This window comes from Streptomyces sp. NPDC005803 (assembly GCF_040630435.1).
Taxonomy (GTDB): Bacteria; Actinomycetota; Actinomycetes; order Streptomycetales; family Streptomycetaceae; genus Streptomyces.
In genome coordinates, this window is record NZ_JBEXXO010000014.1 from 1 (window position 1) to 12,767 (window position 12,767).

Here is a 12,767-nt window from a genome sequence, read left to right on the forward strand (position 1 = left end):
GTCCCCGCAGGACGACGAACAGATACCCGGGTCCGCTGCGTACCCGCGGAACGTTCGTCGTTTGAGGAGACGCCCCGGAGGGACCCCGGACCCCCGCCCAGCGGGTAATCCGCGCCACCCCGCGGGCAACCCGCACCACACCAAGCCCGTCCGGCGATTGAGGACGGAACCCCGCGCCCCGGACCGGGGCGCGCAACGGGCCCGCCCGGACCACCGCACCGCGGCGCCCGTCACCGGGTGAAGCGTTCGCGGAGCCGGTACTTCAGGACCTTGCGGAGCGCTTCGTTGCGGGGCAGCGCGTCCACCAGTTCCAGTTGCTCCGGGAGCTTGTGGACCGAGAGGCCCTCGCCGCGCAGGTAGGCCGTCAGCTCGGGGAGGGTGAGGGCGGCGGCGTCCGGGGGCTGCTCCACCACCGCGCAGACGCGTTCGCCCCGGTCCTGGTCGGGGAGGCCGATGACCGCGGCGTCGCCCACGCGGGGGTGGCGGGCCAGGAGGTCCTCTATCTCCTTCGCCGAGATGTTCTCGCCCTTGCGGATGATGATGTCCTTCAGCCGCCCGGTGAGGACCAGGTGCCCGCTCGGCCGGACGTGCCCGATGTCGCCCGTGATCAGGAAGCCCTCGGCGTCGAAGGGGGTGGCGGAGGCCAGGTAGCCCCGGCAGACCGCCTCGCCCCGCAGGCGGATCTCGCCGTCGGTGTCGTACGGCAGCGGCTTGCCGGCCTCGTCGGTGATCCGGATCTCCATGCCCTCGGGCGGGCGGCCCTCCGTCTCGGCGAGCTGTTCCGCCGTGTCGTCCGGGGCGCCCATGGTGATCATGGGGACCTCCGTCATGCCGTAGCCGTGGGTGAGCTGGACGCCCATCTCGCGGACCACCGCGTGGTAGATCTCCGGTGGCTTCGGGGCGCCGCCGCCCGCCAGCAGGCGGAGGGTGGGGACGAGGGGGGTGGACGGGGCCTTGCGCTGTTCCGTCAGGAACATGGAGTAGAAGGCCGTGGAGCCGCCCGCCACCGTCACCCCGTGGCGCCGGTAGACCGTGAGCGCGTCCGGCATCGCGAAGTGCTCGAACAGCACCGCGGGGAAGCCGTACAGCAGCAGCATCACCGCGTAGTCCGGGCCGCCGACGTGGGCGAACGGGAAGGCCACCGAGCCGACGTCGTCCGCCGACAGGCGCAGGGCGTGGGCCAGGCAGGAGCCGCCCGCGATCAGGCTGCGGTCGGTGTGCAGGACGCCCTTCGGGTCGGAGGTGGTGCCCGAGGTCCAGTAGATCCAGCGGACCGTGGTGCCGTCGGCGGGGGGCGGGGGCAGGGTCGCGGGATCTGCGTCCGGGAGGGTCTCGTACGCCTCGAAGACCCGCGGCGGGTGCGCGAGGTCCGCCGAGAGGCGGGCGGCCATCGCCGTGTGGTCGAAGCCGCGCCAGGTGCCCGGCACCGCGAAGAACTCCGCCTTGGACTCACGCAGCGCGAAGCCGGTCTCCCGGTCGCGGTAGAAGGGGATGACGGGCGTCTGCACCGCGCCGAGCCGGGTCAGGGCGAAGGACAGGAGCACCGTCTCCAGCCGGGTCGGCAGTTGCCAGGCGACGACGGTGCCGGGGCGTACCCCGAGGGCGTACAGGCCCGCGGCCACCCGTTCGGCACGGGTGCGCAGTTCGCCGAAGGTGAGCGTGCGGTCGTCCTGGATCAGGAAGGGCCGGTCCGGCGTCAGGGCGGCCCGGCGTGCGATGAGCTCCCAGAAGGTGCCCGAGGCACCCAGGGCGTGCGCGGTCTCGTTCACGGCGAACCCCTCACAGCTGACGGGTAGTCAGATAGTGTGCAGAGCGTAGAGCGCTGCGCCTTGTCGGTCCAGGGGTGCGGGGCTAGCCTGTGGGCGACGTCAATCTGACGGGTCATCAGAAGTGTGCGCGCCGGAGGGGACACCATGACGGAACTGCCTCGGATCGTCAGCGTCGACGACCATGTGATCGAGCCGCCGCACCTCTTCTCGGCCTGGCTGCCCGCCAAGTACCGCGAGCGCGGCCCGCAGCCCCTGACGGCGGGCATCGGCGAGCTGGCGTACACCGGAGGCAAGTACGTCATCACGATGGACCCGGACGGGCCGCCGACCGACTGGTGGATCTACGAGGACCTCAAGTTCCCGTACAAGCGGAACATCGCCGCGGTGGGATTCGACCGCGACGACATGACGCTGGAGGGCATCACCCGGGCCGAGATGCGGCCCGGCTGCTGGGATCCCGTCGAACGGCTGAAGGACATGGACCTCAACCACGTCGAGGCGAGCCTCTGCTTCCCCACCTTCCCGCGGTTCTGCGGGCAGACCTTCGCCGAGGCCCACGACAAGGAGGTCGCGCTCGCGTGCGTGCGCGCGTACAACGACTGGATGGTCGAGGAGTGGTGCGGGGACAGCGGCGGCCGGCTGATCCCGCTGTGCATCATCCCGCTCTGGGACATCGGCCTGGCGGTCGAGGAGATCAGGCGGAACGCGGCGCGCGGGGTGCGGGCGGTGACCTTCTCGGAGATCCCGACCTATCTGGGACTGCCGTCCATCCACAGCGGCTACTGGGACCCGTTCTTCGCCGTCTGCCAGGAGACCGGCACGGTCGTGAACATGCACATCGGGTCCAGCTCGCAGATGCCCGCCGCCTCGCCGGACGCCCCGCCCGCCGTCCAGGCCTCGCTCTCGTTCAACAACGCGATGGCCTCGATGATGGACTTCCTGTTCAGCGGGGTGCTGGTGAGGTTCCCCCGGCTCAAGCTGGCGTACAGCGAGGGGCAGATGGGGTGGATCCCGTACGCGCTGGAGCGCGCCGACGACGTCTGGGAGGAGCACCGGGCCTGGGGCGGGGTGCGCGATCTGATCCCGGAGCCGCCGTCCACGTACTACTACCGGCAGATGTTCTGCTGCTTCTTCCGCGACAAGCACGGCGTCGCCTCGCTCGACGTCGTCGGCCGGGACAACGCCACCTTCGAGACCGACTACCCCCACGTCGACTCGACCTTCCCGCACACCAAGGAGGTCGCGCTCGACCACGTCAAGGGGCTGGACGACGAGACCGTCTACAAACTGATGCGCGGGAACGCGATCCGCATGCTCGGTCTGGACCTCGACAAGTAGGCGCGCCATGGACCTGGCGTACACGGAGGAAGAGGAAGCCTTCCGGGCGCGGCTGCGGCAGTGGCTGGCGTCGGTGCTCCCCGGGCTGCCCGGAAAACCGGATCCCGGCGACTGGCCGGGGCGCAGGGCGTACGACGCCGGCTGGCAGCGGCTGCTGTACGACGCCGGGTACGCGGGCCTGCACTGGCCCGCCGACGCCGGCGGGCGGGGCGCCACCCCCACCCAGCACCTGATCTTCCTGGAGGAGACGGAGCGGGCCGGGGCGCCGTACGTCGGGGCGAACTTCGTGGGGCTGCTGCACGCCGGGCCCACCATCGCCGCCGAGGGCACGGCCGGACAGCGGGCCCGCTGGCTGCCGCCGGTGCTGCGCGGCGACGAGATGTGGTGCCAGGGGTTCAGCGAACCGGACGCGGGCTCCGACCTCGCGTCCCTGCGGACCCGGGCGGTGCGCGACGGCGACGACTACGTGGTGAGCGGGCAGAAGATCTGGACCTCCCATGCGGAGGTCGCCGACTGGTGCGAACTCCTCGTGCGGACGGACCCGGCGGCGCCCAGGCACCGGGGGATCAGCTGGCTCGCGATGCGGATGGACAGCCCCGGCGTCACCGTCCGGCCGCTGCGCACGCTCGCCGGGTCCACCGAGTTCGCCGAGGTGTTCCTCGACGAGGTGCGGGTGCCCGTCTCGCACCGGGTCGGGGCGGAGAACGACGGCTGGCGGGTCACCATGGTCACCCTCTCGTTCGAGCGCGGCACGGCCTTCGTCGGCGAGGTCGTCGCCTGCCGCCGCACCCTGGACGCGCTGGCCGCCGAGGCCCGGCGCAGCGGCCGGTGGGACGACGCGGTGCTGCGCCGCCGGCTGGGCAGGCTCAACGCCGAGTTCCGGGCGCTGTGGCGGCTCACCCAGTGGAACGTCAGTGAGGCGCAGGGCACCGGGGGCGTGCCCGGGGCCGGCGGCTCCATCTTCAAGCTGCGGTACTCGCACGCCCGTCAGGAGCTGTACGAGGCGGCGGCCGAGGTGCTCGGCGGGGGTGACGCCCTGGATCTGGACCGGGAGTGGGTGCTGGACCGGCTCTCCTCCCTCTCGTACACGATCGCGGCCGGTACCTCGCAGATCCAGCGGAACATCGTCGCCGAGCGGATCCTCGGCCTGCCGAAGGGGCGGTGAGCGGGGGTGGACTTCCAGCTCTCACAGGACCAGCGGGCCCTGCGCGCGGGGATACGGGACCTGCTCGCCGGCCGGTTCGGCAGGGACCGGATGCGGGCGGCGCACGAGCGGGGAGGGGATGTGGACCGTGCGTGGTGGCGGGAGCTCGGTGCGGCCGGGGTCTTCGCCCTGCGGTTGCCGGAGACGGCCGGCGGGGTCGGCCTCGGCCTGGCCGAATCCGTACTCGTGTTCGAGGAGATCGGGCGGGCGCTGCTGCCCGGACCGCTGGCCGCCACCCAGCTCGCCGCCGGGTCCGTGAAGGGGGCGGCCGAGGGCGAGGCCGTGGTGGCCCTGGCGGAGGCGGGGCGGCCCGTGGGGCACCTGGAAGGCGCCGACGCGCTGCTGGTCCTGGACGGGGACCGGACGAGGCTGGTCACCGGCGGGGCGCTGCGGCGGCTGGTGCGCGAGGCCCGCCCCGTGCGGTCGCTCGATCCGGGCACGCCCCTGTGGCGGGTGCCGGAGCTGTCCGCGTACGAGGGCGAGGCGCTGCCCGACGGGGCGCGGCTGCGGCGCGAGGGGGCCCTGCTGACCGCGGCCGAGCAGCTCGGCATCGCCGCCCGGAGCCTGGAGGCGGCGGTCCAACACGCCGGTGAGCGGGAACAGTTCGGATCGCCGATCGGGGCGTTCCAGGCGGTCAAGCACCTGTGCGCGGGAATGCTTGTGCGGGCCGGGACGGCCCGCGGCGCCGTCTACGCGGCGGCCGTCACGGGGGACCCGGTGGAGGCCGCCGCGGCCAAGCTCCTCGCCGACGAGGCGGCCGTCGACAACGCCCGCGACTGCCTCCAGGTGTACGGCGGCATGGGCTTCACCTGGGAGGCGGATGTCCATCTGCGCCTCAAGCGGGCCTGGCTGCGGGCCGGGCAGTGGCTGACGGCGGCGGACGCGGAGGAGGCGCTGGCGGCCGATCTCGGGTGAGGCGGAACGGACGGTTGTCAGGCGCACGCATGTGACGCGACGGACCCCTGAGGTTCACGCTGCGGAGTGACGCAGTGCAGTCGGAGCGTGCCGATACCGGCTTGTGTCCTTTGCGTGATTCGTCACGGGGTGGAGTCGGCGCCGGGCTCGGGTACGCTCCGTTGGATGCGAGTGGTTCTGGAACCTGGCGATCCGGATGTGGCCTGTGCGGCGACTCCGGTCCGCGAGAGGTGCCCTGCTCGTGATCCACACAGAAGCGCCAGGCCTGCCGTGGAAGCGGTTCCCGGCACCGTGACGCGCCTCTGTTCGACTTCCCGCAGCGCGCGTCGCACAGTATGCACCACGCGTACTCCTTCGCGTGGGAATATGCCCGAAGCGCTTGTTGCGGTGACTGTACGTCAACCATGCTGGCTCGTAGGGGAATCACGTTCCGTGACCCCGAGGAGGCGCGAGGCGATGTGTCCGCCGGTTCGGATGGTGTGAGCGGTGCAGGTGCTTCAGGTTCAGTTGGAGGTCGGGCCCGACCCCGCGGAGGTCGGACGGGCCCGCAGATGGGCGCGTTCGAGGCTCGTCGGGTCCGGGATAGGAGACGACGAGCCGCTGGCCGAGACGCTCATCCTGCTCATCTCGGAACTGGTCACCAACGCGGTCGTGCACACCGGCTGTCCGGCCGTGCTGCGCATGCTGTTCGGCTCGACGGGAGCCCCGGGCAACGCCGGGACCGTCCGGGTCGAGGTGGCCGACACCAGTTGCCGCCCGCCGCAGCAGCGGCACGCGCAGGGTGAGGACACCGGCGGCCGCGGCCTGGAGCTGGTCGACGGACTGGCCGACCGCTGGGGCTGGCAGCCGGAGGGCGCGGGCAAGCGCATCTGGTGCGAGATCGACCGGGGCATCCCGCTGATCCAGGTCCAGCTGCAGCCCGGCTCCCCCGAGCGCGACGGCGTCGGCGGGTGCGGCGCGGGAGCGGGGTACGAGGCGGGCTCCGCCGCGTACGAGGCGACGCACGCCGGCATCCACCCCGCGTAGCGGCGCCGCCGGGCACGGGGCCGCCCGCCGCCCGGCGGGCCCCCGGGCGCGCGGCGGCGCCTCAGAGGACCGCGACCGGGGCGACCGGTGTGCCGGTGGCACCGACGAAGGGCTCCGGCATGGCCGAGAGCAGGAAGGCGTAGCGCCCGGTGTCCGCACAGGCTGTGGACAAGCCCTCCAGGTTCCAGTTCTGGCCCTGGAGCATGCCCATCTCCACCAGGTCGAGCGCGTGCACCCCCAGCCACAGGTCCTCGATCTCCGGCGGGAAGATCTCGAAGGTCAGCGTGTCGTTGGCGACCGCGGCCGCATCGCGGGCCCGGAACCACTCCGGCGTCCGGATCGACAGGCCCGGTGACGGATACCCGTAGCCGTTCTTGTCCCCGGAGAGGTACACCCGCACCTGTCCGGTCCGTACGAGAACGATGTCCCCGGACCGCACCCGGACCCCGGCCAGTTCCTCGGCCGCCTCCAGGTCCTCGGGGGTGACCGCGTGGCCGCCCGGCAGCCGGTCCACGCCGTGGGCGCGGGCCACGTCGAGGAGGACCCCGCGCGAGACGATGTGCGGCGCCTTGTCGATGCCGCTGAACCGCGCGCCGCCGTGGGCGGTGATGGTGGCGGCGGGCCGGCCGTTGTAGATCTTCCCCGAGTGCGAGGCGTGGGTGAGCGCGTCCCAGTGGGTGGCGGCCTGGAGACCCAGGACGGCGGTGTCGTCGCTGGTGGCGACGGTGCCGGGACCGAAGAGCTCCTGATTGATCTGGACCATCGTGTGCAGCGGGTTGACCCGCCCAGGGATCAGCCCGCTCTGCACGCCGTCCTGCTGGAGCGGAAGCGCCAGCGGGACGCGCAGCCCGCTGCGGACGGTGCCCGCCGCCTCGCGCACGACCTCGTCGGTGATGAGGTTGAGGGTGCCGATCTCGTCGTCGGCTCCCCAGCGTCCCCAGTTGTTCACGCGCTTGGCGAGGTCGTGGAACTCGGCCGGCAAAGACATGGCGCCTCCTGGGGCTTGTGCCGGTGGACCTGATGACCCATAGAATCTAACGGTCCGTCAGAAACCGCGGGAAGGGGCCGGGCATGGGGAACTTCTTGGCAGGCAAGGTCGTGGCCGTGACGGGTGCCGGACGCGGCATCGGGCGGGCCGTCGCGCTCGCCGCGGCGGCCGAGGGGGCGAGGGTCGTGGTGAACGACTATGGCGTCTCCGTCGAGGGGGGCGAACCCGCGAGCGAGATAGCCGAGTCCGTCGTCAAGGAGATCGTGGCGGCGGGCGGCGAAGCGGTCGCGGTGGCGGACGACATCTCCACCATGGCCGGCGGGCAGCGGGTCGTGGACACCGCGCTCGCGGAGTTCGGCCGGATCGACGGGGTCGTCTGCGTGGCCGGGATCCTGCGCGAACGCATGCTCTTCAACATGTCCGAGGAGGAGTGGGACCCCGTGGTCGCCACCCACCTCAAGGGCACGTTCACCGTCTTCCGGGCGGCGTCGGCGGTGATGCGCAAGCAGGAGGGGGCCGGCACGCTGATCGGCTTCACGAGCGGCAACCACCAGGGCAGCGTCGCCCAGGCGAACTACAGCGCCGCCAAGGGCGGCATCATCTCGCTGGTCCGCAGCGCGGCGCTCGGCCTCCACAAGTACGGCGTCACGGCGAACGCGGTGGCACCCGTGGCACGGACCCGGATGTCCGCCAACGTCCCCATGGAGCTCAAGGAGATGGGCGAGCCCGAGGACGTGGCGGCGCTCGTCGTCTACCTGCTCAGCGACCGGGCCCGCGCCGAGAAGATCACCGGCCAGGTCTACACGATCGCGGGCCCGAAGATCGCGGTCTGGGCCCAGCCGAGGGAGCTGCGCGCGGGGTACGCGGAGGGGGCGGCGTGGACCCCGGAGCGGATCGCGGACTTCCTGCCCGGGACGGTGGGCACGGACCCGATGCCGATGCTGGCACGGCTGGAGGAGATGGCGGCGGCGGCGAAGGCCGCGGCCCGGCCGAACGCGTAGGCCATGGCGCGGGGCGACGACCCCGCGCGCCCGGCGACCGGGGGCCCACCCCAGTACCCCCGCTCCTCGATCGCCGGGGGGCCTGATCCGCGCTTCGCACCCATGGGAGCGGAGGACCCACCCCGCCCGGCACCGGGCGCCCTCCGCCCCGGTTCTCGATCGCCGACGGGCTCGTACGGGCCCCGGGACATCCACGGAACACCACCGCCGAGCGCGTGCCCGGCCAACCGAGGGAGCCGAGATGAGAGGCGTCGTCTTCGACGGCAGACGGACCGAGGTCGTCGACGACCTGGAGATACGCGACCCCGGCCCCGGTGAGGTGCTGGTGGGGGTGGCCGCGGCCGGGCTCTGTCACAGCGATCTGTCGGTGATCGACGGGACGATCCCGTTCCCGCTGCCGGTGGTGCTCGGGCACGAGGGCGCGGGGGTGGTCGAGGCGGTCGGCGCCGGCGTGGGTCATGTGGCGCCCGGCGACCACGTGGCGCTGTCCACGCTGGCCAGTTGCGGCGCGTGCGCGCAGTGCGACCGGGGCCGGCCGACGATGTGCCGCAAGGCGATCGGGATGCCGGGGCAGCCGTTCTCGCGCGGGGGGAAGCCGCTGTACCAGTTCGCGTCCAACTCGGCCTTCGCCGAACGGACGCTGGTCAAAGCGGTGCAGGCGGTGAGGATCCCCGCCGATCTGCCCCTGACGTCGGCCGCCCTGATCGGGTGCGGGGTGCTGACGGGAGTCGGAGCCGTACTGAACCGGGCCCGGGTCGACCGCGGCGAGAGCGTGGTCGTGATCGGCACCGGCGGCATCGGGCTCAACGTGATCCAGGGCGCGCGGCTCGCCGGAGCGCTGACCATCGTCGCGGTCGACTCCAACCCCGGCAAGGAGGCGGTGGCCCGGCAGTTCGGCGCCACGCACTTCCTCACCTCGGCCGAGGGCGTCAAGGAGATCCTGCCGACGGGCGCCGACCACGCCTTCGAGTGCGTGGGCCGCACCGAGCTGATCCGTACCGCGATCGACCTGCTGGACCGGCACGGGCAGGCGATCCTGCTCGGCGTACCGGCGGCGACGGCCGAGGCCTCGTTCCTTGTCTCGTCGATGTACCTGGACAAGTCGATCCTGGGCTGCCGCTACGGCTCCTCGCGCCCGCAGCGGGACATCGCCCTGTACGCGGAGCTGTACCGGGAGGGCCGGCTGCTGCTGGACGAACTCGTCACCGAGACCTACCCGGTGGAGGACTTCGCCAAGGCGGCGGACGACGCCCACCACGGGCGGGTGGCCCGGGGGGTGCTGGTGTTCTAGTGCCGCGTCAGACCTGGTTCTCCGCCGTCGACCGGAACGTCCGCCGGTACATCGTCGGCGACACCCCCAGTGCCGCCTGCAGATGCTGCCGGAGCGAGGTGGCCGTGCCGAAGCCGGCGTCCCGGGCGATGCGGTCCACCGACAGGTCGGTGGACTCCAGCAGCCGGCGGGCCAGTTCCACCCGCTGCTGGGTCAGCCACTGGACGGGGCTGACCCCGGCCTCCTCGCGGAACCGGCGGGTGAACGTCCGTACGCTCATCGCCTCCTGCTGGGCCATGTCGCGCAATTGGATCGGCGACTCCAGCCGCCCGAGCGCCCAGGCGCGGGCGGCCGTCGTGGCCGAGACCCCGGGGTCGGGGACCGGGCGCTGGATGTACTGCGCCTGACCGCCGTCGCGGTGCGGTGGTACGACCGTGCGCCGGGCGACGTCGTTGGCGACGGCGGCGCCGTGGTCGCGGCGCACCAGGTGCAGGCACAGGTCGATGCCGGCGGCGACCCCGGCGGACGTCAGCACGTCCCCGTCGTCGACGAACAGGACGTCGGGGTCGACCCGGACGGCGGGGAACAGCCGCTGGAAGTGGTCCGCGGAGGACCAGTGGGTGGTGGCCGGCCGCCCGTCGAGGTATCCGGCCGCGGCGAGGACGTAACTGCCGGTGCAGATGGAGACCATCCGGGTGCCGGGTCTGATGTGCGCGAACGCGGCGGCGAGTTCGTCGGTCAGCCGGCCCTCGGTGTACACGGGGCCGAGTTCGTGGCTGGCGGGGATCACCACGGTGTCGGCCGTGGCGAGGGCCTCGGGGCCGTGCCGGACGGTGATCGTGAAGTCCGCGTCGGTGCTGACCGGGCCCGGCGGACGGACCGAGCAGGTCACGACTTCGTAGAGTGCGCGACCCCGGTCGTGCGGCTCGCAACCGAGCGAACGTCCGAAAATCCTTTGGGGGATGCCCACTTCGAACGGGAGCAGCCCGTCGAGGGCGAGAACGACGACCCGGTGCGGCACGGTACGGACTCCCTTCGCTCTAGCTGGTATAGACCATAAGCTGATACATGTCATCGGTGTGATGGAAAAGTCAGCAGACCGCGCGGGCATTCCCGCCGTCGACCGCGCAGCCGCTTCGCCCGGCTCGCCGCCCCTGCCGCCGTTGCCGTGCTCGCCGCTCGGACCGGACCGGCTCTGGAACCGCAACTTCAGGCTCTTCTTCGTCGCCCGGACCGCGGCGCTCTTCGGCGACGGAATGATCCCGGTGGCGCTTACCGCCGGGCTGCTGGGTGCCGGACGGCCGCACTCCTCGGTGGGGTTCGCGCTGGCCGCCTGGATGGGTCCGCTGGCCGTGTTCGTCCTCTTCGGCGGCGTTCTGGCGGATCGTTTCACCCCGCGCCGGATGATGATCATCGCCGATGCGCTGCGCCTGGTCGGGGCCTCGGTGCTCGCGGTCTCCTTCGCCACCGGCAACCCGCCGCTGTGGGTGGTGTACGCGCTGAGCGCGGTGGCCGGGGTGGGGGCGGCCCTCTTCCAGCCGGGGGTCGCGTCGACCACGCCCCGGGTGGCCACGGACGTGCAGCGCGCCAACGCCGTGCTGCGGGTGTCGGAGGCGCTGATGACCATGGCGGGCCCGGCGTTCGCGGGCGTGCTCGTGGGACTGGCGAGCGCCGGGGCGGTCTACGCGGCGAACGCGGCGACCTTCCTGGTCTCCGGGGTCTGCCTGTTCCTGCTGAGGCTTGCGCCCGCGCCCTCGGACGAGGCGCCGCGAGGTACATTCGTCGCCGAACTGGTCGACGGCTGGCGCGAGTTCACCGCGCGGAGCTGGCTGTGGGGAGTGATCGCGATCTGGACGGTGTACGGCTTCACCGTGCTCGGCCCGATGCTTCCGCTGACCGCCGTCGAGGTCACCGAGGCGCACGGCTCGGGGACGTACGGCGCGATGATGGCGGTGAACGGAGCGGGCAGTGTCCTCGGCGGTCTGCTGGCCCTGCGGCTGCGGCCGCGCCGCCCGCTGACGGCGGGAGCCGTCGCCCTGACCGGGGTGTGCGTGAACCTGGTGGTGCTGGGGCTCGGGATGCCGGTGTTCGCCCTGGGGGCAGGGCAGTTCGTGGCGGGCGCGGCGTTCGCCTTCTGGCTGGTGATGTGGTCGACGACCGTCCAGACGCACGTGCCGCCGGAGGCGCTGAACCGGCTGCACGCGTACGACGTGGCCGGCTCGCTCCTGATGCTGGCCGCGGGCCGCGCGCTGGCCGGGCCGGTCGCGGACCGGGTGGGCGCCCCGGAGCTGCTGCTCGCCGGCGCGGTGATCAACATGCTGGCCGTGGGGGTCCTGCTGGCGGCCCGGCCGATCCGTCGCCTGGAGCGGATCGGATGAGCGCCCTGCGGGCCCGCGGTGTCGCGGCGGGGGCGGCCGCGCTGACCGTCGTCGCCGGGCTCGGGGTGCGTACCGTGACGGACGGCGCTGTCGCCAAGTACGCCGGGGACGCGCTGTACACGGTCCTTATCTGCGCCCTCGTCACTCTGTGCGCGCCCCGGGCCCGGCCGCTCGCCGTGGCCGGCGCCGGGCTCGGGATCAGCTGGGCGGTCGAGCTGCTCCAGCTCACCGGCGTCCCGGCGGCGGCGTCCCGGCACAGCGCCGTGGCGCGGCTGGTGCTCGGCTCGACCTTCAACGCACCCGATCTGCTCTGGTACGCGGTGGGGGCGGCGGCCGCCTGGGCCGTGTGCGCGGCGACTACTTCCGGCGCGCGCGCTCCTCGGACTGCTGCATCTCGATGACGCGGAGGACGTGTGCGGTGGTCTGCCGGCGCACACTGCCCGCGACGAGCAGCGCCGAACCGGCCACCGAGAGGGGTGCGGAGACGGCCAGGAGTATCAGCTGCTTGGGCATGGTGCTGTCCAACTCGCAGATCGACGACGCGCGGAAGCAGTACAGCGAGTCGTCCTGGTCCCACAGCAGGAAGCCCAGCCACACCCACGACACGCAGGCGGCGAGCAGCAGAACGGCGCCCCAGCCCTGCATCAGCGCGGACCGGTGATGGAAGTGCTGGCGTTCGACCCACTGCATGAGATCCCCCGGGATGTGGACGAAGCGGCGTGGACGCGCAGGCGTTCACCCGGCGCGGTGTGCCCGTCGCGCTGTTCGGCCGCCGATCGACGCAGATCGTACGCGCATCCGGGCCGCCGCTTCCCGGCCGGGCTGCGGGCTCTGGCCCGATTCCTGCGAACCATGTCCCTCGGGCCACTCGTGAGGGA

Annotated in this window: 12 protein-coding genes; 8 read left to right on the forward strand and 4 right to left on the reverse strand. The window is 72.7% G+C overall.

Annotated elements, in window-relative coordinates; translation table 11 throughout:
* Positions 1-230: 230 nt before the first annotated feature.
* Positions 231-1,769, reverse strand: coding sequence for an AMP-binding protein (locus ABZ454_RS20465; protein WP_359539713.1), 1,539 nt, complete (start codon positions 1,767-1,769; stop codon positions 231-233).
* Positions 1,770-1,913: 144 nt separating this feature from the next.
* Between ABZ454_RS20465 and ABZ454_RS20470 the strand changes: the two genes are divergently transcribed.
* The 4 genes from ABZ454_RS20470 (at position 1,914) to ABZ454_RS20485 (ending at position 6,252) form a co-directional block, all read left to right on the forward strand.
* The gene (locus tag ABZ454_RS20470; protein WP_359539716.1) at positions 1,914-3,107 is read left to right on the forward strand and encodes an amidohydrolase family protein; all 1,194 of its coding nucleotides are present in this window, start codon (positions 1,914-1,916) and stop codon (positions 3,105-3,107) included.
* Positions 3,108-3,114: 7 nt separating this feature from the next.
* Positions 3,115-4,272, forward strand: a complete 1,158-nt coding sequence (locus tag ABZ454_RS20475) for an acyl-CoA dehydrogenase (protein ID WP_359539719.1) — start codon at positions 3,115-3,117, stop codon at positions 4,270-4,272.
* Positions 4,273-4,278: 6 nt separating this feature from the next.
* Positions 4,279-5,226: an acyl-CoA dehydrogenase family protein gene (locus ABZ454_RS20480; RefSeq protein WP_359539721.1), complete on the forward strand. Its 948-nt coding sequence runs from the start codon at positions 4,279-4,281 to the stop codon at positions 5,224-5,226.
* A gap of 486 nt (positions 5,227-5,712) precedes the next feature.
* Complete coding sequence (locus ABZ454_RS20485) at positions 5,713-6,252, forward strand: ATP-binding protein (protein ID WP_359539722.1); 540 nt, start codon at positions 5,713-5,715, stop codon at positions 6,250-6,252.
* A 61-nt stretch (positions 6,253-6,313) separates the two neighbouring features.
* On the opposite strand, the gene ABZ454_RS20490 is transcribed toward ABZ454_RS20485, so the two are convergent.
* Positions 6,314-7,240: a cyclase family protein gene (locus ABZ454_RS20490; RefSeq protein WP_356320573.1), complete on the reverse strand. Its 927-nt coding sequence runs from the start codon at positions 7,238-7,240 to the stop codon at positions 6,314-6,316.
* Positions 7,241-7,323: 83 nt separating this feature from the next.
* Between ABZ454_RS20490 and ABZ454_RS20495 the strand changes: the two genes are divergently transcribed.
* Positions 7,324-8,241, forward strand: coding sequence for an SDR family oxidoreductase (locus tag ABZ454_RS20495; RefSeq protein ID WP_359539724.1), 918 nt, complete (start codon positions 7,324-7,326; stop codon positions 8,239-8,241).
* Between the two features lie 241 nt (positions 8,242-8,482).
* The gene (locus ABZ454_RS20500; RefSeq protein ID WP_359539726.1) at positions 8,483-9,532 is read left to right on the forward strand and encodes a Zn-dependent alcohol dehydrogenase; all 1,050 of its coding nucleotides are present in this window, start codon (positions 8,483-8,485) and stop codon (positions 9,530-9,532) included.
* Between the two features lie 7 nt (positions 9,533-9,539).
* On the opposite strand, the gene ABZ454_RS20505 is transcribed toward ABZ454_RS20500, so the two are convergent.
* Positions 9,540-10,532 carry a helix-turn-helix domain-containing protein gene (locus ABZ454_RS20505; RefSeq protein ID WP_359539728.1) on the reverse strand — a complete coding sequence of 331 codons (993 nt, stop codon included), beginning with the start codon at positions 10,530-10,532 and terminating at the stop codon, positions 9,540-9,542.
* A 61-nt stretch (positions 10,533-10,593) separates the two neighbouring features.
* On the opposite strand from ABZ454_RS20505, the gene ABZ454_RS20510 reads away from it, so the two are divergent.
* A complete protein-coding gene (locus tag ABZ454_RS20510; RefSeq protein WP_359539731.1) occupies positions 10,594-11,889 on the forward strand; it encodes an MFS transporter in 1,296 nt (431 codons plus the stop codon).
* Positions 11,886-12,290 (forward strand): DUF2809 domain-containing protein, encoded by a 405-nt coding sequence (locus ABZ454_RS20515; RefSeq protein WP_359539734.1) that lies wholly within the window; start codon positions 11,886-11,888, stop codon positions 12,288-12,290. Before ABZ454_RS20510 ends, ABZ454_RS20515 begins: the two co-directional genes overlap by 4 nt.
* Here ABZ454_RS20515 and ABZ454_RS20520 read toward each other — a convergent pair.
* Complete coding sequence (locus tag ABZ454_RS20520; protein WP_359078051.1) at positions 12,247-12,579, reverse strand: hypothetical protein; 333 nt, start codon at positions 12,577-12,579, stop codon at positions 12,247-12,249. The two genes, ABZ454_RS20515 and ABZ454_RS20520, sit on opposite strands and share 44 nt — an antisense overlap.
* Between the last annotated feature and the right edge of the window lie 188 nt (positions 12,580-12,767).

What these genes read in the sequence shown, in the direction of transcription:
- ABZ454_RS20495 (WP_359539724.1), top strand. Translation starts at nt 7,324, where the DNA reads ATGGGGAACTTCTTGGCAGGCAAGGTCGTGGCCGTGACGGGTGCCGGA.
- ABZ454_RS20515 (WP_359539734.1), top strand. Translation starts at nt 11,886, where the DNA reads ATGAGCGCCCTGCGGGCCCGCGGTGTCGCGGCGGGGGCGGCCGCGCTG.
- ABZ454_RS20520 (WP_359078051.1), bottom strand. Translation starts at nt 12,579, where the DNA reads ATGCAGTGGGTCGAACGCCAGCACTTCCATCACCGGTCCGCGCTGATG.
- ABZ454_RS20510 (WP_359539731.1), top strand. Translation starts at nt 10,594, where the DNA reads ATGGAAAAGTCAGCAGACCGCGCGGGCATTCCCGCCGTCGACCGCGCA.
- ABZ454_RS20500 (WP_359539726.1), top strand. Translation starts at nt 8,483, where the DNA reads ATGAGAGGCGTCGTCTTCGACGGCAGACGGACCGAGGTCGTCGACGAC.
- ABZ454_RS20470 (WP_359539716.1), top strand. Translation starts at nt 1,914, where the DNA reads ATGACGGAACTGCCTCGGATCGTCAGCGTCGACGACCATGTGATCGAG.
- ABZ454_RS20475 (WP_359539719.1), top strand. Translation starts at nt 3,115, where the DNA reads ATGGACCTGGCGTACACGGAGGAAGAGGAAGCCTTCCGGGCGCGGCTG.
- ABZ454_RS20490 (WP_356320573.1), bottom strand. Translation starts at nt 7,240, where the DNA reads ATGTCTTTGCCGGCCGAGTTCCACGACCTCGCCAAGCGCGTGAACAAC.